This window comes from Pseudomonas sp. GW821-FHT02B10 (assembly GCF_059421865.1).
Genome location: NZ_JBWKVU010000019.1, coordinates 24,160 through 41,188, shown reverse-complemented (window position 1 = coordinate 41,188; position 17,029 = coordinate 24,160). Strand labels below are relative to the sequence as shown.

General features: G+C 57.1%; 25 protein-coding genes. 1 reads left to right on the top strand and 24 read right to left on the bottom strand.

Annotated features, from left to right (window positions below):
- Positions 1–7: 7 nt before the first annotated feature.
- On the bottom strand, positions 8–1,402 hold the full coding sequence (locus tag AC07VU_RS28855) for an MFS transporter (protein ID WP_457275062.1): 1,395 nt from the start codon (positions 1,400–1,402) through the stop codon (positions 8–10).
- A 180-nt stretch (positions 1,403–1,582) separates the two neighbouring features.
- On the opposite strand from AC07VU_RS28855, the gene uvrA reads away from it, so the two are divergent.
- A complete protein-coding gene (uvrA, locus tag AC07VU_RS28850; RefSeq protein ID WP_277589705.1) occupies positions 1,583–4,417 on the top strand; it encodes an excinuclease ABC subunit UvrA in 2,835 nt (944 codons plus the stop codon).
- 91 nt (positions 4,418–4,508) lie between these two features.
- Here the strand turns inward: uvrA and bfr are convergent, their stop codons facing one another.
- From bfr to rpsC, 23 genes are all read right to left on the bottom strand, one after another.
- A complete protein-coding gene (gene bfr, locus AC07VU_RS28845) occupies positions 4,509–4,973 on the bottom strand; it encodes a bacterioferritin (RefSeq protein WP_007924173.1) in 465 nt (154 codons plus the stop codon).
- A 155-nt stretch (positions 4,974–5,128) separates the two neighbouring features.
- Entirely contained in the window at positions 5,129–6,577 is a 1,449-nt protein-coding gene (locus AC07VU_RS28840; RefSeq protein ID WP_053262849.1) for a catalase, read from the bottom strand.
- A gap of 171 nt (positions 6,578–6,748) precedes the next feature.
- Positions 6,749–7,135, bottom strand: a complete 387-nt coding sequence (gene rplQ, locus AC07VU_RS28835) for a 50S ribosomal protein L17 (RefSeq protein ID WP_007924175.1) — start codon at positions 7,133–7,135, stop codon at positions 6,749–6,751.
- 42 nt (positions 7,136–7,177) lie between these two features.
- Positions 7,178–8,179: a DNA-directed RNA polymerase subunit alpha gene (locus AC07VU_RS28830; protein WP_007924176.1), complete on the bottom strand. Its 1,002-nt coding sequence runs from the start codon at positions 8,177–8,179 to the stop codon at positions 7,178–7,180.
- A 22-nt stretch (positions 8,180–8,201) separates the two neighbouring features.
- Complete coding sequence (gene rpsD / locus AC07VU_RS28825; protein ID WP_003176404.1) at positions 8,202–8,822, bottom strand: 30S ribosomal protein S4; 621 nt, start codon at positions 8,820–8,822, stop codon at positions 8,202–8,204.
- A gap of 18 nt (positions 8,823–8,840) precedes the next feature.
- A complete protein-coding gene (rpsK, locus tag AC07VU_RS28820) occupies positions 8,841–9,230 on the bottom strand; it encodes a 30S ribosomal protein S11 (RefSeq protein ID WP_007924177.1) in 390 nt (129 codons plus the stop codon).
- 30 nt (positions 9,231–9,260) lie between these two features.
- Positions 9,261–9,617, bottom strand: a complete 357-nt coding sequence (rpsM, locus tag AC07VU_RS28815; protein ID WP_009045849.1) for a 30S ribosomal protein S13 — start codon at positions 9,615–9,617, stop codon at positions 9,261–9,263.
- Positions 9,618–9,747: 130 nt separating this feature from the next.
- Positions 9,748–9,864: a 50S ribosomal protein L36 gene (gene rpmJ / locus AC07VU_RS28810; RefSeq protein ID WP_002555468.1), complete on the bottom strand. Its 117-nt coding sequence runs from the start codon at positions 9,862–9,864 to the stop codon at positions 9,748–9,750.
- A 24-nt stretch (positions 9,865–9,888) separates the two neighbouring features.
- Entirely contained in the window at positions 9,889–11,217 is a 1,329-nt protein-coding gene (gene secY, locus AC07VU_RS28805; protein ID WP_007924182.1) for a preprotein translocase subunit SecY, read from the bottom strand.
- A complete protein-coding gene (gene rplO, locus AC07VU_RS28800; RefSeq protein WP_007924183.1) occupies positions 11,218–11,652 on the bottom strand; it encodes a 50S ribosomal protein L15 in 435 nt (144 codons plus the stop codon). It lies immediately after the preceding gene.
- A gap of 3 nt (positions 11,653–11,655) precedes the next feature.
- Positions 11,656–11,832 (bottom strand): 50S ribosomal protein L30, encoded by a 177-nt coding sequence (gene rpmD / locus AC07VU_RS28795; protein ID WP_003176408.1) that lies wholly within the window; start codon positions 11,830–11,832, stop codon positions 11,656–11,658.
- A 2-nt stretch (positions 11,833–11,834) separates the two neighbouring features.
- Positions 11,835–12,335: a 30S ribosomal protein S5 gene (gene rpsE / locus AC07VU_RS28790; RefSeq protein ID WP_007924184.1), complete on the bottom strand. Its 501-nt coding sequence runs from the start codon at positions 12,333–12,335 to the stop codon at positions 11,835–11,837.
- A 3-nt stretch (positions 12,336–12,338) separates the two neighbouring features.
- Positions 12,339–12,689, bottom strand: coding sequence for a 50S ribosomal protein L18 (gene rplR / locus AC07VU_RS28785; RefSeq protein WP_003186037.1), 351 nt, complete (start codon positions 12,687–12,689; stop codon positions 12,339–12,341).
- A 10-nt stretch (positions 12,690–12,699) separates the two neighbouring features.
- Positions 12,700–13,233, bottom strand: a complete 534-nt coding sequence (rplF, locus tag AC07VU_RS28780) for a 50S ribosomal protein L6 (RefSeq protein WP_007924185.1) — start codon at positions 13,231–13,233, stop codon at positions 12,700–12,702.
- 12 nt (positions 13,234–13,245) lie between these two features.
- Positions 13,246–13,638 carry a 30S ribosomal protein S8 gene (gene rpsH / locus AC07VU_RS28775; RefSeq protein ID WP_003228724.1) on the bottom strand — a complete coding sequence of 131 codons (393 nt, stop codon included), beginning with the start codon at positions 13,636–13,638 and terminating at the stop codon, positions 13,246–13,248.
- 208 nt (positions 13,639–13,846) lie between these two features.
- Complete coding sequence (rpsN, locus tag AC07VU_RS28770; RefSeq protein WP_003228726.1) at positions 13,847–14,152, bottom strand: 30S ribosomal protein S14; 306 nt, start codon at positions 14,150–14,152, stop codon at positions 13,847–13,849.
- Between the two features lie 13 nt (positions 14,153–14,165).
- Positions 14,166–14,705, bottom strand: a complete 540-nt coding sequence (rplE, locus tag AC07VU_RS28765; protein WP_007924186.1) for a 50S ribosomal protein L5 — start codon at positions 14,703–14,705, stop codon at positions 14,166–14,168.
- A gap of 20 nt (positions 14,706–14,725) precedes the next feature.
- Positions 14,726–15,040: a 50S ribosomal protein L24 gene (gene rplX, locus AC07VU_RS28760; protein ID WP_003186046.1), complete on the bottom strand. Its 315-nt coding sequence runs from the start codon at positions 15,038–15,040 to the stop codon at positions 14,726–14,728.
- A gap of 11 nt (positions 15,041–15,051) precedes the next feature.
- Positions 15,052–15,420 (bottom strand): 50S ribosomal protein L14, encoded by a 369-nt coding sequence (gene rplN / locus AC07VU_RS28755; RefSeq protein WP_002555479.1) that lies wholly within the window; start codon positions 15,418–15,420, stop codon positions 15,052–15,054.
- 23 nt (positions 15,421–15,443) lie between these two features.
- Positions 15,444–15,710: a 30S ribosomal protein S17 gene (rpsQ, locus tag AC07VU_RS28750; RefSeq protein ID WP_003194644.1), complete on the bottom strand. Its 267-nt coding sequence runs from the start codon at positions 15,708–15,710 to the stop codon at positions 15,444–15,446.
- Between the two features lie 2 nt (positions 15,711–15,712).
- Positions 15,713–15,904 carry a 50S ribosomal protein L29 gene (gene rpmC / locus AC07VU_RS28745; RefSeq protein WP_002555481.1) on the bottom strand — a complete coding sequence of 64 codons (192 nt, stop codon included), beginning with the start codon at positions 15,902–15,904 and terminating at the stop codon, positions 15,713–15,715.
- Positions 15,904–16,317, bottom strand: a complete 414-nt coding sequence (gene rplP / locus AC07VU_RS28740; RefSeq protein ID WP_003228729.1) for a 50S ribosomal protein L16 — start codon at positions 16,315–16,317, stop codon at positions 15,904–15,906. Before rplP ends, rpmC begins: the two co-directional genes overlap by 1 nt.
- Before the next feature lie 12 nt (positions 16,318–16,329).
- Positions 16,330–17,016: a 30S ribosomal protein S3 gene (gene rpsC, locus AC07VU_RS28735; RefSeq protein ID WP_007924192.1), complete on the bottom strand. Its 687-nt coding sequence runs from the start codon at positions 17,014–17,016 to the stop codon at positions 16,330–16,332.
- Positions 17,017–17,029: the final 13 nt, after the last annotated feature.

Genomic DNA, 17,029 nt, shown 5'->3' with positions numbered 1-17,029 from the left:
CGTTCTCCTAGGCTTCGCACGCCGATCGGGCTGGGTTGACCAACTGCTCGAGGGTCGCGCGATCCAATAATTCGGTGTCCAATTTGATGTAAATGGCGGCTTCTTCGGCCACCATCACTGCATCTGTTACCCCAACAACGGCCTTCAGGCGCTCGACCAGACCGGCTTCGCGGATCGCTTCGGGCGATAACGGCAAGCGCAGGCTCGTCACGTAAGGTGGTTCGCGCATGGTAACAGCAAAGGCCAGCCAGAGTGCAGCCAACCCTGCGCAACCCAGGAATACAACCGACAAACCGCCATGCTGGAACAACCAGCCGCCGAGAATGCCTCCCAGCGCCGAACCGAGGAACTGGCTGGTGGAATAGACCCCCATGGCCGTACCCTTGCCACCGGCCGGTGAAACCTTGCTGATCAGCGACGGCAGCGAAGCTTCCAGCAGGTTGAACGCGGTGAAGAACACCACCGTGCCGATCACCAGCGCCTGCAGGCTGTCGCCGAACTCCCAGAAGAATAGCTCGCTGAGCAGCAGCGTACTGACCGCGCCCAGCAGAACTCGTTTCATTTTGCGTTTCTTCTCGCCGTAGATGATGAACGGGATCATGGCGAAGAAGGAGATCAACAGCGCGGTGAGGTAGACCCACCAGTGCTGTTCCTTGGGCAGGCCGGCTTTTTCCACCAGGGCCAGCGGCAAGGCGACGAAGCTCGACATCAGCATCGCGTGCAACACGAAGATACCAAGATCCAGGCGCAGCAGGTCCGGGTGCTTGAGCGTCGGCAACAGGGCCTGGCGCGCGACCCCGGATTCGCGGTGCTGCAACGGGCCGGTCGAGTGCGGCACCATGAAGGCGACGATGAAAATGCCCAGCAGCGCCATGCCGCCGGTGGCGAAGAACAGCCCGGGCAAGCCGAAAGCGCGGGTCAGCAGCGGGCCGGCCACCATGGCCACGGCAAAGGACAGGCCGATGGTCATGCCGATCATGGCCATCGCCTTGGTGCGGTGCTGCTCGCGGGTCAGGTCCGACAACAGCGCCATGACCGCCGCGGAAATCGCCCCGGCGCCCTGCAGGATGCGCCCGGCGATCACGCCCCAGATCGAATCGGCGTTGGCCGCCAGCACACTGCCCAGGGCAAAGACGATCAGCCCCAGGTAAATCACCGGACGACGGCCGATGCGGTCGGAAATGATCCCGAACGGGATCTGGAAAATCGCCTGGGTCAGGCCGTAAGCGCCGATCGCCAACCCGATCAGGGCCGGGGTCGCTCCCGCCAGGTCCATCCCATAGGTCGCCAGGACCGGCAACACCATGAACATGCCAAGCATACGGAAGGCGAACACCAGGGCCAGACCGCTTGCCGCGCGGGTCTCGGCGCCACTCATGCGTTCGCTGTGGGGATCATGCATGGAAAAACCTCGTGTGAACCGGCGGCGATTCTACCAGTCCGATCGATTGACGGGGTATATGGCGACGCTTTGCCGCGCAGGTTTCATCTACGGCTGCACAGACCTCATTTGATAGTGTGCATCCATCCAGTATTTGCCCTTATACTCCTACGTTTTCGACGCCCGCCGAGCGAGGCCACTTTGGACAAGATCCTGATTCGTGGGGCCCGAACCCACAACCTGAAGAACATCGACCTGACCCTGCCACGGGACAAACTGATCGTCATCACCGGCCTGTCCGGATCCGGCAAATCGTCCCTGGCGTTCGACACGCTGTACGCCGAAGGCCAGCGCCGTTATGTCGAGTCGCTGTCGGCCTATGCCCGGCAATTCCTGTCGATGATGGAAAAACCCGACGTCGACACCATCGAAGGTTTGTCGCCGGCAATTTCCATCGAGCAGAAATCCACCTCGCACAACCCGCGCTCCACCGTGGGCACCATCACCGAGATCTACGACTACCTGCGCCTGCTGTATGCGCGCGTGGGTACGCCACGCTGCCCGGATCACGACATCCCGCTGGAAGCCCAGACCGTCAGCCAGATGGTCGACCTGGTGCTGGCCCAGCCGGAAGGCAGCAAGCTGATGCTGCTGGCGCCGGTGATTCGCGAGCGCAAGGGCGAGCACCTGTCGGTCTTCGAGGAACTGCGCGCCCAGGGCTTCGTCCGTGCCCGGGTCAACGGCAAGCTCTACGAGCTGGATGAGCTGCCGAAGCTGGATAAACAGAAGAAGCACTCGATCGATGTGGTGGTCGACCGCTTCAAGGTCCGCGCCGACCTGCAGCAGCGTCTGGCCGAGTCGTTCGAGACCGCACTGAAGCTGGCCGACGGTATCGCCCTGGTAGCGCCGATGGACGACGAGCCCGGCGAAGAAATCATCTTCTCCGCGCGCTTCGCCTGCCCGATCTGTGGTCACGCCATCAGCGAACTGGAACCCAAGCTGTTCTCCTTCAACAACCCGGCCGGTGCCTGCCCGACCTGCGATGGCCTGGGGGTCAAGCAGTTCTTCGACACCAAGCGCCTGGTCAATGGCGAGCTGACCCTGGCCGAAGGGGCGATTCGTGGCTGGGACAGGCGCAACGTCTATTACTTCCAGATGCTTGGCTCGCTGGCATCGCATTACGGCTTCAGCCTGGAAGTGCCGTTCAACCAGCTGCCGGCCGACCAGCAGAAGGTCATTCTCAACGGCAGCGGCACGCAGAACGTCGACTTCAAGTACCTCAACGATCGTGGCGATATCGTCAAACGCTCCCACCCGTTCGAAGGCATAGTGCCGAACCTGGAACGTCGCTACCGCGAGACCGAATCGGCCACCGTGCGCGAGGAGCTGGCCAAGTTCCTCAGCACCCAGCCGTGCCCGGATTGCCGCGGCACCCGCCTGCGTCGCGAAGCCCGCCACGTGTGGGTCGGCGAGAAGACGTTGCCGGCCGTTACCAGCCTGCCGATCGGCGATGCCACCGATTACTTCGGCACCCTGTCGCTAACCGGACGCCGTGGCGAGATTGCCGACAAAATCCTCAAGGAAATCCGCGAGCGCCTGCAGTTCCTGGTCAATGTCGGCCTGGATTACCTGACCCTGGATCGCAGCGCCGATACCCTGTCCGGCGGCGAGGCGCAGCGTATTCGTCTGGCCAGCCAGATCGGCGCTGGTCTGGTGGGGGTGATGTACATTCTCGACGAACCCTCCATCGGCCTGCACCAGCGCGACAACGATCGCTTGCTGGGCACCCTGAAGCACCTGCGGGATATCGGCAATACGGTGATCGTGGTCGAACACGACGAGGACGCCATTCGCCTGGCCGACTATGTGGTGGACATCGGCCCGGGCGCTGGCGTGCATGGCGGACAGATCGTCGCCGAGGGCACTCCCGACGAGGTGATGTCCCATCCCGATTCGCTGACCGGCAAATACCTGTCAGGGCGCGTGAAAATCGCCGTGCCGGCCAAGCGTACGCCGCGCAACAAGAAGCTTTCTCTGTCTCTAAAAGGGGCTCGCGGCAACAACTTGCGCAACGTCGACCTGGAGATTCCGATCGGCCTGCTGACCTGCGTGACCGGTGTCTCCGGTTCGGGCAAGTCGACCCTGATCAACAACACCCTGTTCCCCCTCAGCGCCACGGCGCTGAACGGCGCGACCACGCTGGAAGCCGCTGCGCACGACAGCATCAACGGCCTGCAGCACCTGGACAAGGTGGTCGATATCGATCAAAGCCCGATCGGTCGTACCCCGCGCTCCAACCCGGCGACCTATACCGGGCTGTTCACGCCGATCCGCGAACTGTTTGCCGGGGTACCCGAATCGCGCTCGCGCGGCTACGGTCCGGGCCGCTTCTCCTTCAACGTCAAGGGCGGACGCTGCGAAGCCTGCCAGGGCGACGGCCTGATCAAGGTAGAGATGCACTTCCTGCCGGACATCTACGTGCCGTGCGATGTGTGCAAGAGCAAGCGCTACAACCGCGAAACCCTTGAGATCAAGTACAAGGGCAAGAGCATCCACGAGGTCTTGGAAATGACCATCGAGGAAGCGCGGGAGTTCTTCGACCCGGTGCCGGCGCTGGCGCGCAAGCTGCAGACGCTGATGGATGTGGGGCTTTCCTACATCAAGCTGGGGCAGTCGGCAACGACCTTGTCCGGCGGTGAGGCGCAGCGGGTCAAGCTGTCTCGCGAGCTGTCCAAGCGTGACACCGGCAAGACCCTCTACATCCTCGACGAGCCAACCACCGGCCTGCACTTTGCCGATATCCAGCAGTTGCTGGACGTTCTGCATCGCCTGCGTGACCACGGCAACACCGTGGTGGTGATTGAACACAACCTGGACGTGATCAAGACCGCCGACTGGCTGGTGGACCTGGGGCCGGAAGGCGGTTCCAAGGGCGGACAGATCATTGCCGAGGGTACGCCGGAGCAGTTGGCAGAAATGCCGCAATCCCATACCGGCTACTACCTCAAGCCACTGCTGACCCGCGACCGGGCCTGAGCCCAATGAAAAAGCCCCTGCCATTGTGAAATGGCAGGGGCTTTTTTGTGCTCGTCAGTCCTGCATTTGCCTGCAGGCGCTGGCTAAAGCATCAGAACTGCGACTGCAAATAGTTTTCCAGACCGATCGACTTGATCAGGCCCAACTGCTTTTCCAGCCAGTAGGTATGGTCTTCTTCGGTATCGGCCAACTGCACACGCAGGATGTCGCGGCTGACATAGTCCTTGTGCTTCTCGCACAGTTCGATGCCTTTGCACAGTGCAGCGCGGACCTTGTACTCCAGGCGCAGGTCGGCGGCGAACATGTCCGGCACGGTGGTACCGATATCCAGATCGTCAGGGCGCATGCGTGGCGTGCCCTCGAGCATCAGGATGCGACGCATCAATGCATCGGCGTGTTGAGTCTCTTCTTCCATCTCGTGATTGATGCGCTCGTAGAGCTTGCTGAAGCCCCAGTCCTCATACATGCGCGAGTGGATGAAATATTGGTCACGCGCCGCCAGTTCGCCCGTCAGCAACGTGTTGAGGTAATCGATTACGTCCGGGTGACCTTGCATCGCCCTACATCTCCCTGCTTGAAAGTCTGTATTTTGAACCAAGCTGACTTGCAGGTCACTGTAAAAACGCTAACAAAGTGAAGATTTTCAGAGAAAAGTAGCCGAAAAAACGCAAAAACCGCCCAAATGAGGGCGGTTCTGCTTCTCGTTTAGACTTAGTTAAGCTGTACACCCAACGCCTTTGCGATTCCTTCTCCATAAGCCGGGTCAGCCTTGAAGAAATGCTGCAGTTGACGCTGGACCACGTCCGAGCTGACACCCGCCATTGCGCCGGCGATGTTGTTAATCAACAGGGCTTGCTGCTGATCATTCATCAGGCGGAACAGAGCGCCTGCATGGCTGTAGTAGTCGGTATCTTCGCGGTGATCGTAACGATCCGCCGCACCGCTGAGGGCCAGGGCCGGCTCAGCGTAGCGAGGGGCCTGCTTCGGCGCATCGGCGTAGCTGTTCGGCTCATAGTTCGGTGCCGCGCCACCATTGCTGCCAAAGGCCATGGAGCCGTCGCGCTGGTAGCTGTTCACCGGGCTGCGTGGGGCGTTGACCGGCAGTTGCTGGTGGTTGGTGCCGACACGATAGCGATGAGCGTCGGCATAAGCGAATACGCGGCCTTGCAGCATGCGGTCCGGCGACAGGCCGACGCCTGGCACCATGTTGCTAGGACCAAAGGCAGCCTGCTCGACTTCCGCGAAGTAGTTCAGCGGGTTGCGGTTCAATTCCAGCTCACCGACCTCGATCAGCGGGAACTCCTTCTGCGACCAGGTCTTGGTCACGTCGAACGGGTTCTCGTAGTGAGCAGCAGCTTCAGCCTCGGTCATGATCTGAATGCATACGCTCCATTTCGGGAAGTCGCCGCGCTCGATCGCGTTGAACAGGTCACGTTGGGCGTAATCCGGATCGGTACCCGCCAGGCGGGCAGCCTCGGCCGGTGCCAGGTTCTTGATGCCCTGCTGGGTCTTGTAGTGCCATTTCACCCAGTGACGCTCGCCCTTGGCGTTGATCAAGCTGTAGGTGTGGCTACCGAAGCCGTGCATATGACGATAGCCGTCCGGAATCCCGCGATCCGAGAACAGGATGGTGACCTGGTGCAGCGCCTCGGGAGAGTGTGACCAGAAGTCCCACATGGCCTGGCCGCTCTTCAGGTTGCTCTGCGGCAGACGTTTCTGGGTGTGGATAAAGTCGGGAAACTTCAGTGGATCGCGAATGAAGAACACAGGCGTGTTGTTGCCGACGATGTCCCAGTTACCTTCTTCGGTATAGAACTTCAGGGCAAAACCGCGCGGGTCGCGTTCGGTATCAGCCGAACCACGCTCGCCACCTACGGTGGAGAACCGCAGGAAGGTAGGAGTCTGCTTACCCACGGACTCGAAAAGCTTGGCGCTGGTGTATTCGGTGATGTCGCGGGTCACAGTGAAAGTGCCATAGGCACCCGAGCCTTTGGCATGTACGCGACGCTCAGGAATGTTTTCACGGTTGAAGTGGGCAAGCTTCTCGATCAGGTGAAAATCATCGAGCAGCAGCGGGCCACGAGGGCCAGCAGAACGGGAATTCTGGTTATCGGCGACTGGAGCGCCACTTGCGGTGGTAAGCGTTTTGTTTTGGCTCATGCTCAATCTTCCTCTGTCAGTCTTGGAACTGCCGGCTAATCGGCTGACGAGGAGTATCGACTATCAAGATGACAGCATCAAATGCATTAAATTATTGCTATCGATAGAAATTTTCTAATATAGCAGACACAAAAAACCGGGCACTAGGCCCGGTTCTTTGTATTTGACGTCTTACTCAGCGGATACAGCTTCACCGCCGACAGCACGATCAACCAACTCGACGTACGCCATAGGCGCGTTGTCGCCAGCGCGGAAACCGCACTTGAGGATGCGCAGGTAACCACCCTCACGGGTAGCGTAACGCTTGCCCAGGTCGTTGAAGAGCTTACCAACGATAGCTTTCGAACGAGTACGGTCGAAAGCCAGACGGCGGTTAGCCAGGCTGTCTGTCTTGGCCAAAGTGATCAGCGGCTCAGCAACGCGGCGCAGTTCTTTAGCTTTCGGCAGTGTAGTTTTGATCAGCTCGTGCTCGAACAGCGACACCGCCATGTTTTGGAACATGGCCTTGCGGTGCGAGCTGGTGCGGCTCAGGTGACGACCACTTTTACGATGACGCATGGTTCATTCCTTACCAAACACAACGTTCGGTGATTACGACGATCAGGCAGTCGCCTTGTCGTCCTTCTTAAGACTTGCAGGCGGCCAGTTGTCGAGGCGCATGCCGAGGGACAGACCGCGGGAGGCCAGAACGTCCTTGATTTCGGTCAAGGATTTCTTGCCAAGGTTCGGAGTCTTCAACAGTTCTACTTCGGTACGCTGAATCAGGTCGCCGATGTAGTAAATGTTTTCCGCCTTAAGGCAGTTAGCCGAACGTACAGTCAGTTCCAGATCGTCAACCGGGCGAAGCAGGATCGGATCGATCTCGTCTTCCTGCTCGATTACCACTGGCTCACTGTCACCTTTGAGGTCGACGAACGCAGCCAACTGCTGTTGCAGGATGGTTGCAGCACGACGGATAGCCTCTTCAGGATCCAGGGTACCGTTGGTTTCCAGATCAATAACCAGCTTGTCCAGGTTGGTACGCTGCTCGACACGGGCGTTTTCCACCACGTATGCGATACGGCGAACCGGGCTGAACGAAGAGTCAAGCTGCAAGCGACCGATGCTGCGGCTTTCGTCTTCATCGCTCTGACGCGAGTCTGCCGGTTCATAACCACGACCACGAGCTACTACGAGCTTCATGTTCAGGGCGCCGTTAGACGCCAGGTTAGCGATTACGTGATCGGGGTTAACGATCTCGACATCATGATCCAGCTGAATATCGGCAGCGGTAACCACCCCCGAACCCTTCTTCGACAAGGTCAGCGTAACTTCGTCACGGCCGTGCAGCTTGATAGCCAGACCTTTAAGGTTCAACAGGATTTCAATTACGTCTTCCTGTACACCTTCGATGGCGCTGTACTCGTGGAGCACACCGTCAATCTCGGCCTCGACTACTGCACAGCCGGGCATTGAGGACAACAGGATGCGGCGCAGCGCGTTGCCCAGGGTGTGGCCAAAACCACGCTCGAGAGGCTCGAGGGTGATCTTGGCGCGGGTTGGACTGACAACCTGCACATCAATATGGCGGGGTGTCAGGAACTCATTTACCGAAATCTGCATGGATGCACCTATTTTCTAGCCCTTACTTGGAGTAGAGCTCGACAATCAGGCTTTCGTTGATGTCGGCGGACAGATCACTGCGAGCTGGAACGTTCTTGAAAACGCCCGACTTCTTCTCAGTGTCTACTTCTACCCATTCTACGCGGCCACGTTGGGCACACAGATCGAGAGCTTGGACAATGCGAAGTTGGTTTTTTGCTTTCTCGCGAACAGCAACCACGTCACCAGCACGAACCTGGTAGGACGGAACGTTAACGGTCTGACCGTTTACGCTGATCGACTTGTGCGATACCAGCTGACGAGATTCGGCACGAGTCGAACCGAAGCCCATACGGTATACAACGTTGTCCAGACGGCATTCGAGCAGTTGCAGCAGGTTTTCACCGGTTGCACCCTTCTTGCCGGCAGCTTCTTTGTAGTAGCCGCTGAATTGACGCTCGAGAACGCCGTAGATACGACGGACCTTCTGTTTTTCACGCAGCTGGGTGCCGTAGTCGGACTGGCGACCGCGGCGCTGGCCGTGGATACCAGGTGCTGCTTCGATGTTGCACTTGGATTCGATAGCGCGCACGCCGCTCTTCAGGAAGAGATCGGTGCCTTCGCGACGAGCCAGTTTGCATTTTGGACCAATGTAACGAGCCATTCTTTACAATCTCCTGGATTACACGCGGCGCTTCTTCGGCGGACGGCACCCGTTATGCGGGATTGGCGTCACGTCGGTGATGCTGGCGATCTTGTAGCCACAGCCGTTCAAAGCGCGGACTGCGGATTCACGACCTGGACCTGGGCCCTTGACGTTAACGTCGAGGTTTTTCAGGCCATATTCCAGCGCAGCTTGACCAGCACGCTCAGCAGCTACTTGAGCAGCGAACGGGGTGGACTTGCGGGAACCGCGGAAACCCGAACCACCGGAGGTTGCCCAGGAAAGAGCGTTACCTTGACGGTCGGTGATGGTCACGATGGTGTTGTTGAAAGACGCGTGGATGTGGGCGATGCCATCAACCACTGTCTTTTTAATCTTTTTACGAGGACGAGCAGCAGGTTTTGCCATGACTAAATTCCTGTCGATTCGCTGGTGCGATTACTTGCGGATCGGCTTACGCGGACCTTTGCGAGTACGCGCGTTGGTCTTGGTACGCTGACCGCGCACTGGAAGACCACGACGATGGCGCAGACCGCGGTAGCAGCCCAGATCCATCAAGCGTTTGATTTTCATGTTGATTTCGCGACGCAGGTCACCTTCAGTGGTGAACTTCGCCACTTCGCCACGCAGCTGTTCAATTTGCTCGTCGCTCAGATCCTTGATCTTTGCGGCTGGGTTGACCCCAGTCTCTGCACAGATTTTCTGCGCAGTCGTGCGACCAACACCATAGATGTAGGTCAGCGAGATAACAGTATGCTTGTTATCTGGAATGTTAACGCCTGCAATACGGGCCATTCAGTGGGACTCCAATTGACAGCTACCTACGCCCCGGAAGCCAAGAAATAGGGCGCGAGATAATATCGCTGTAATAACAAATAATCAACCCAGCAGCGCACTAGCTGCTGGGCTTGAAGCACAATCACACTCAGCCTTGGCGCTGTTTGTGACGCGGTTCCGCGCTGCAAATTACTCGAACAACACCTTCGCGGCGAATAATCTTGCAGTTACGGCACAGCTTTTTCACCGATGCACGAACTTTCATCACCAACTCCTCGAACCTTATGGGTCAGCGCAGCATGCCGCTGCCGTAACCCTTCAGGTTGGCTTTCTTCATCAGGGATTCGTACTGGTGCGAAACGAGGTGCGATTGTACTTGCGACATAAAGTCCATAACAACCACGACCACGATCAGCAACGAGGTCCCGCCAAGGTAGAACGGAACGTTTGCTGCAACCACCAGGAACTGGGGCAACAGGCAGACGGCCGTCATATATAGAGCACCGAACATGGTCAAGCGGGTCAGAACGCCATCAATGTAGCGCGCAGACTGCTCACCTGGACGGATGCCCGGAATAAAGGCACCGGACTTCTTCAGGTTTTCCGCTACGTCTTTCGGATTGAACATCAACGCCGTATAGAAGAAGCAGAAGAAAATAATCCCTGCACTAAACAGCAGAATATTCAACGGCTGACCAGGAGCGATCGACTGCGAGATGTCCTGCAACCAGCCCATACCTTCAGACTGACCGAACCAGGCACCCAACGAAGCCGGGAACAGCAAAATGCTGCTCGCGAAAATAGCAGGAATAACGCCTGCCATATTCACTTTCAGCGGCAAGTGGCTAGTCTGCGCAGCAAACACCTTACGGCCTTGCTGACGCTTGGCATAGTGAACAGCAATACGACGCTGGCCACGCTCAATGAACACCACAAAACCGATAATCGCTACTGCCAGCAAACCGATGGCAACCAGGGCAAAAATGTTGATATCACCCTGACGCGCAGACTCGAAAGACTGCCCGATCGCTCTCGGAAGACCGGCGACGATACCTGCGAAAATCAACATCGAGATACCGTTGCCAACACCACGCTCAGTAATCTGCTCACCCAGCCACATCATGAACATCGCACCAGCCACAAAAGTGGATACCGCGACGAAATGGAAGCCAAAGTCACCAGTGAACGCAACGCCCTGCCCCGCCAGGCCAACGGACATGCCGATGGCCTGAACAAGAGCTAGGACGACAGTGCCGTAGCGGGTGTACTGGCTGATCTTGCGACGGCCAGCTTCACCTTCCTTCTTCAACTGCTCCAGCTGCGGGCTGACGGCGGTCATCAGCTGCATGATGATCGATGCCGAGATGTACGGCATGATCCCCAGTGCAAAGATGCTCATCCGTTCCAGCGCGCCGCCGGAAAACATGTTGAACAAGCTAAGAATGGTCCCCTCATTCTGTCGAAACAGGTCTGCGAGTCGGTCAGGGTTGATACCTGGAACCGGGATGTGTGCGCCTATTCGGTAGACGATAATCGCCAAGAACAGAAAACGCAGACGAGCCCAGAGTTCAGACATACCGCCTTTGCCGAGCGCAGAGAGAGCACCTTGCTTAGCCATTTATTCCTCGAACTTGCCGCCAGCTGCTTCGATAGCCGCACGCGCACCTTTGGTGGCTGCGATGCCCTTGATAGTCACAGCGCGAGTAACTTCGCCGGACAGCATGATTTTCACACGCTGTACGTTTTGGTTAATCACGTTGGCATCTTTCAGGGACTGCACGGTGACGATGTCGCCTTCCACTTTAGCCAGCTCGGACAGACGCACTTCTGCGCGGTCCATGGCCTTCAGGGATACGAAACCGAACTTTGGCAGACGACGATGCAGCGGCTGTTGACCGCCTTCAAAGCCTGGAGCAATGGTGCCACCGGAGCGGGAAGTCTGACCTTTGTGACCACGGCCACCAGTCTTACCCAAACCACTACCGATACCACGGCCCGGACGATGCTTTTCGCGACGGGAACCCGGCGCTGGACTCAGATCATTGAGTTTCATCGATTAACCCTCGACACGCAGCATGTAGTAAGCCTTGTTGATCATCCCGCGGTTCTCGGGAGTATCCTGGACTTCTACAGTGTGACCGATGCGACGCAGACCCAGACCCTTAACGCACAGTTTGTGGTTAGGGATACGGCCGGTCATGCTTTTGATCAGCGTTACTTTAACGGTAGCCATGATCAGATGATCTCCTGGACGCTTTTGCCACGCTTGGCGGCAATGGATTCAGGGGACTGCATTGCTTTCAAACCCTTGAAAGTGGCGTGAACCACGTTTACTGGGTTAGTCGAGCCGTAGCACTTGGCCAGAACGTTCTGAACGCCAGCAACTTCGAGGACAGCACGCATAGCGCCGCCAGCGATGATACCGGTACCTTCAGAAGCAGGCTGCATGTACACCTTCGAAGCTCCGTGAGCGGACTTCATTGCGTACTGCAGGGTAGTGCCGTTCAGATCAACTTGGATCATGTTGCGGCGAGCAGCTTCCATTGCCTTCTGGATCGCAGCAGGCACTTCACGCGACTTGCCACGGCCGAAGCCAACGCGACCTTTACCATCACCAACCACGGTCAACGCGGTGAAAGTGAAGATACGGCCGCCTTTTACGGTTTTGGCTACGCGGTTAACTTGAACCAGCTTCTCAATGTAGCCTTCGTCGCGCTTTTGGTCGTTATTTGACATAACTTAGAACTCCAGCCCAGCTTCACGAGCAGCATCAGCCAGCGCCTTGACGCGGCCGTGGTACTTGAAGCCAGAGCGGTCGAAAGCCACCTGCGAGACGCCAGCGGCTTTTGCACGCGTAGCGACCAGCTGGCCAACCTTAGTGGCCGCGTCGATGTTGCCAGTGGCGCCATCACGCAGTTCTTTATCCAAAGTCGAGGCACTTGCCAGGACCTTGTTGCCGTCGGCCGAAATGACCTGGGCGTAGATGTGCTGCGAAGAGCGGAACACGCAGAGACGCACGACTTCGAGTTCGTGCATTTTCAGGCGTGCTTTGCGAGCGCGACGCAGTCGAGTAACTTTTTTGTCGGTCATTTGCTATGCCCTACTTCTTCTTGGCTTCTTTACGACGGACGACTTCGTCCGCGTAGCGCACACCTTTACCTTTGTAAGGCTCTGGCGGACGGAAGTCGCGGATCTCAGCGGCCACTTGACCTACCAGCTGCTTGTCGATGCCCTTGATCAGGATATCGGTCTGGCTAGGAGTCTCAGCGGTGATGCCTTCCGGCAGCTCGTAGTCCACTGGATGCGAGAAGCCAAGGGCCAAGTTCAGCACTGTGCCTTTTGCTTGTGCCTTGTAACCAACACCGACCAGCTGGAGCTTGCGCTCGAAGCCTTGGCTTACGCCTTGGACCATATTGTTTACCAACGCACGAGTGGTACCGGCCATTGCGCGGGTTTGTTGGTCGCCATTGCGAGCAGCGAAACGCAGCTCACCAGCTTCCTGAACAATTTCAACGGACGAGTGTACGTTCAGTTCGAGAGTGCCCTTGGCACCCTTCACCGAAAGCTGTTGGCCGGCGAATTTAACTTCAACACCAGCTGGCAGCTTAACGGGGTTCTTAGCGACGCGAGACATGCTTATCCCCCCTTAGAACACAGTGCAAAGAACTTCGCCGCCGACACCGGCAGCGCGCGCAGCACGATCAGTCATCACACCTTTGTTGGTGGAGACGATAGACACGCCGAGACCGCCACGAACTTTCGGCAGATCTTCAACGGACTTGTACTGACGCAGGCCTGGACGGCTAACGCGCTTCACTTCCTCGATGACCGGACGGCCTTCGAAGTATTTCAGCTCGATGGACAGCAGTGGCTTGGTTTCGCTGCTGATCTGATAACCCGCGATGTAACCTTCGTCCTTCAGGACTTTTGCTACAGCCACCTTCAGCGTGGAAGACGGCATGCTTACGACGGACTTTTCAGCCATCTGGGCATTACGGATTCGAGTTAGCATGTCCGCTAACGGGTCCTGCATACTCATGGGCTAGACGCTCCTGATACAAAAAAAATGAGCCTTGCGGCTACAGCTTGTCGCCGAGAAATTCCGGGCAAAAAACACGGGCTCAGGCGAGCCGGTCATTCTAGACACACCCCAGAAATGAATCAAGCCCCAAAAGGGGCTTGATTCATGTTCAAGGCCACCGGCGGTCAGGATCTTGCGACCCCGAACACCGAGACTTTGATAGCTATTACCAGCTGGCTTTAACCAGACCTGGTACGTCACCACGCATTGCAGCTTCACGCAGCTTGTTACGGCCGAGGCCGAACTTGCGGTAAACGCCGTGCGGACGACCAGTCAGGCGGCAGCGGTTACGCATGCGCGAAGCGCTTGCGTCACGTGGCTGCTTCTGCAGAGCTACAGTAGCTTCCCAACGCGCTTCTGGACTTGCGTTCAGATCGACGATGATAGCTTTCAGCGCTGCACGCTTGGTGGCGTACTTGGCAACGGTGAGCTGACGCTTCAGCTCACGGTTTTTCATGCTCTTCTTGGCCATTTTCCTACTCCAATCAGTTGCGGAACGGGAATTTGAAAGCACGCAGCAGAGCGCGGCCTTCATCATCGTTCTTGGCAGTGGTGGTCAGGGTAATGTCCAGACCGCGGAGAGCATCGATCTTGTCGTAGTCGATTTCCGGGAAGATGATCTGCTCTTTCACGCCCATGCTGTAGTTGCCACGACCGTCGAAGGACTTGGCATTCAGGCCGCGGAAGTCGCGAACCCGAGGCAGGGAGATCGACAGCAGACGATCCAGGAACTCGTACATACGCTCACGACGCAGGGTCACTTTGACGCCGATCGGCCAACCTTCACGGACTTTAAAGCCAGCGATGGATTTCCGAGCGTAGGTCACAACGACTTTCTGGCCGGTGATCTTTTCCAGGTCAGCAACAGCGTGCTCGATGACTTTTTTGTCGCCGATCGCTTCGCCCAGACCCATGTTCAGGGTGATTTTGGTAACGCGCGGAACTTCCATCACGTTCGAAAGCTTAAGTTCATCCTTAAGTTTCGGAGCGATTTCCTTCCGGTAAATCTCTTGTAGTCGTGCCATGGTCTTCTACCTAGCAGTGTTCAAGCATCAACCGCTTTTTGGGTCGACTTGAAGACACGAATTTTTTTGCCGTCTTCTACTTTGAAACCAACGCGGTCAGCCTTGTTGGTTTCGCCGTTGAAAATGGCGACGTTGGAAGCGTGCAGTGGCGCTTCTTTCTCGACGATACCGCCCTGTACGCCCGACATCGGGTTAGGCTTGGTATGACGCTTAACCAGGTTCAGACCACCAACAACCAGACGGTTGTCAGCGAGAACCTTAAGCACCTTACCGCGCTTACCCTTGTCTTTGCCGGCGATCACGATGATCTCGTCGTCACGACGAATCTTTTGCATGTCGGATCTCCTTACAGCACTTCTGGGGCGAGCGAGACGATCTTCATGAACTTCTCAGTACGAAGTTCACGGGTCACTGGCCCAAAGATACGGGTGCCGATCGGCTCTTGCTTGTTGTTCAACAGAACAGCAGCGTTGCCATCAAAGCGGATGATGGAGCCGTCAGCACGACGGACGCCATGGCGAGTGCGGACTACAACAGCAGTCATCACTTGACCTTTCTTCACCTTACCGCGAGGAATTGCTTCCTTGACGGTAACCTTGATGATGTCACCGATACCAGCGTAACGACGATGGGAGCCACCCAGCACCTTGATGCACATAACGCGGCGAGCGCCGCTGTTATCGGCCACATCGAGCATGGATTGAGTCTGAATCATATAATTTCTCCGACCCTTAGCCCTTAGACTTCCACAGCGCGTTCGAGAACATCAACCAGCGCCCAAGACTTGGTCTTGGCCATCGGACGAGTTTCACGAATAGTGACTTTGTCGCCGATGTGGCACTGGTTGGTTTCGTCGTGCGCGTGCAGCTTAGTCGAACGCTTAACGTATTTACCGTAGATAGGGTGCTTAACGCGACGCTCGATCAGAACGGTGATGGTCTTGTCCATCTTGTCGCTGACAACACGGCCAGTCAGCGTACGGACAGTTTTTTCGGCTTCAGCCATGATTACTTACCTGCCTGCTGGTTGAGCACAGTCTTCACGCGAGCGATGTCACGCTTAACTTGCGAGAGCAGATGAGACTGCCCCAACTGGCCAGTTGCCTTCTGCATACGCAGATTGAACTGGTCGCGCAGCAGGCCGAGCAGTTGCTCGTTCAGCTGCTGTGCGGATTTTTCACGAAGTTCATTCGCTTTCATCACATCACCGTCCGTTTAACAAAGGAGGTGGCGAGCGGCAGCTTTGCAGCAGCCAGGGCGAAAGCCTCACGCGCCAGCTCTTCAGAAACACCCTCGATTTCATACAGGACTTTGCCTGGCTGAATCTGGGCAACCCAGTATTCGACGTTACCCTTACCTTTACCCATCCGAACTTCGAGTGGCTTCTTGGAAATAGGCTTGTCCGGGAATACACGGATCCAGATCTTGCCGCCACGTTTTACGTGACGGGTCAGAGCACGACGCGCTGACTCGATCTGACGAGCGGTGAGACGACCACGAGCAACAGACTTCAGCGCGAACTCGCCGAAGCTGACTTTGCTACCGCGCAATGCCAGACCACGGTTGTGGCCGGTCATTTGCTTGCGGAACTTCGTACGCTTTGGTTGCAACATTTGGCGTACCCCTTACTTAGCAGCTTTTTTACGAGGCGCAGGTGCTTGTGGCTTCAGCTCTTCTTGGCGACCACCAATTACTTCGCCTTTGAAGATCCAAACCTTCACACCGATCACACCGTAAGTGGTGTGAGCTTCGTAGGTGGCATAGTCGATATCGGCACGCAGGGTGTGCAGTGGCACACGACCTTCGCGATACCATTCAGTACGTGCGATTTCAGCACCGCCGAGACGACCGCTCACTTGGATTTTGATGCCTTTGGCACCAATGCGCATGGCGTTCTGTACTGCGCGCTTCATAGCGCGACGGAACATTACGCGACGCTCCAGCTGCTGAGCTACGCTCTGGGCAACCAGCATACCGTCGAGCTCCGGCTTGCGGATCTCTTCGATATTGATGTGCACAGGCACACCCATTTGCTTGGTCAGGTCCTGACGCAGCTTCTCAACATCTTCACCTTTCTTGCCGATCACGATGCCGGGACGAGCGGTGTGGATGGTGATGCGTGCAGTTTGAGCCGGACGATGGATATCGATACGGCTTACGGACGCGCTTTTTAGTTTGTCTTGGAGGTACTCACGCACATTCAGATCTGCGAGCAAATAGTCCGCATAAGTCCGACCGTCTGCGTACCAGACGGAGGTGTGCTCCTTGACGATTCCCAGGCGAATGCCAATGGGATGTACTTTCTGACCCATCTCTTCGACTCCG

What these genes read in the sequence shown, in the direction of transcription:
- AC07VU_RS28855 (WP_457275062.1), bottom strand. Translation starts at nt 1,402, where the DNA reads ATGCATGATCCCCACAGCGAACGCATGAGTGGCGCCGAGACCCGCGCG.
- bfr (WP_007924173.1), bottom strand. Translation starts at nt 4,973, where the DNA reads ATGCAAGGTCACCCGGACGTAATCGATTACCTCAACACGTTGCTGACG.
- AC07VU_RS28840 (WP_053262849.1), bottom strand. Translation starts at nt 6,577, where the DNA reads ATGAGCCAAAACAAAACGCTTACCACCGCAAGTGGCGCTCCAGTCGCC.
- rplQ (WP_007924175.1), bottom strand. Translation starts at nt 7,135, where the DNA reads ATGCGTCATCGTAAAAGTGGTCGTCACCTGAGCCGCACCAGCTCGCAC.
- AC07VU_RS28830 (WP_007924176.1), bottom strand. Translation starts at nt 8,179, where the DNA reads ATGCAGATTTCGGTAAATGAGTTCCTGACACCCCGCCATATTGATGTG.
- rpsD (WP_003176404.1), bottom strand. Translation starts at nt 8,822, where the DNA reads ATGGCTCGTTACATTGGTCCAAAATGCAAACTGGCTCGTCGCGAAGGC.
- rpsK (WP_007924177.1), bottom strand. Translation starts at nt 9,230, where the DNA reads ATGGCAAAACCTGCTGCTCGTCCTCGTAAAAAGATTAAAAAGACAGTG.
- rpsM (WP_009045849.1), bottom strand. Translation starts at nt 9,617, where the DNA reads ATGGCCCGTATTGCAGGCGTTAACATTCCAGATAACAAGCATACTGTT.
- rpmJ (WP_002555468.1), bottom strand. Translation starts at nt 9,864, where the DNA reads ATGAAAGTTCGTGCATCGGTGAAAAAGCTGTGCCGTAACTGCAAGATT.
- secY (WP_007924182.1), bottom strand. Translation starts at nt 11,217, where the DNA reads ATGGCTAAGCAAGGTGCTCTCTCTGCGCTCGGCAAAGGCGGTATGTCT.
- rplO (WP_007924183.1), bottom strand. Translation starts at nt 11,652, where the DNA reads ATGAAACTCAATGATCTGAGTCCAGCGCCGGGTTCCCGTCGCGAAAAG.
- rpmD (WP_003176408.1), bottom strand. Translation starts at nt 11,832, where the DNA reads ATGGCTACCGTTAAAGTAACGCTGATCAAAAGCATGACCGGCCGTATC.
- rpsE (WP_007924184.1), bottom strand. Translation starts at nt 12,335, where the DNA reads ATGTCAAATAACGACCAAAAGCGCGACGAAGGCTACATTGAGAAGCTG.
- rplR (WP_003186037.1), bottom strand. Translation starts at nt 12,689, where the DNA reads ATGACCGACAAAAAAGTTACTCGACTGCGTCGCGCTCGCAAAGCACGC.
- rplF (WP_007924185.1), bottom strand. Translation starts at nt 13,233, where the DNA reads ATGTCTCGCGTCGCTAAGAACCCCGTTAAGCTGCCAGCTGGTGTTGAA.
- rpsH (WP_003228724.1), bottom strand. Translation starts at nt 13,638, where the DNA reads ATGAGTATGCAGGACCCGTTAGCGGACATGCTAACTCGAATCCGTAAT.
- rpsN (WP_003228726.1), bottom strand. Translation starts at nt 14,152, where the DNA reads ATGGCCAAGAAGAGCATGAAAAACCGTGAGCTGAAGCGTCAGCTCACC.
- rplE (WP_007924186.1), bottom strand. Translation starts at nt 14,705, where the DNA reads ATGGCACGACTACAAGAGATTTACCGGAAGGAAATCGCTCCGAAACTT.
- rplX (WP_003186046.1), bottom strand. Translation starts at nt 15,040, where the DNA reads ATGCAAAAGATTCGTCGTGACGACGAGATCATCGTGATCGCCGGCAAA.
- rplN (WP_002555479.1), bottom strand. Translation starts at nt 15,420, where the DNA reads ATGATTCAGACTCAATCCATGCTCGATGTGGCCGATAACAGCGGCGCT.
- rpsQ (WP_003194644.1), bottom strand. Translation starts at nt 15,710, where the DNA reads ATGGCTGAAGCCGAAAAAACTGTCCGTACGCTGACTGGCCGTGTTGTC.
- rpmC (WP_002555481.1), bottom strand. Translation starts at nt 15,904, where the DNA reads ATGAAAGCGAATGAACTTCGTGAAAAATCCGCACAGCAGCTGAACGAG.
- rplP (WP_003228729.1), bottom strand. Translation starts at nt 16,317, where the DNA reads ATGTTGCAACCAAAGCGTACGAAGTTCCGCAAGCAAATGACCGGCCAC.
- rpsC (WP_007924192.1), bottom strand. Translation starts at nt 17,016, where the DNA reads ATGGGTCAGAAAGTACATCCCATTGGCATTCGCCTGGGAATCGTCAAG.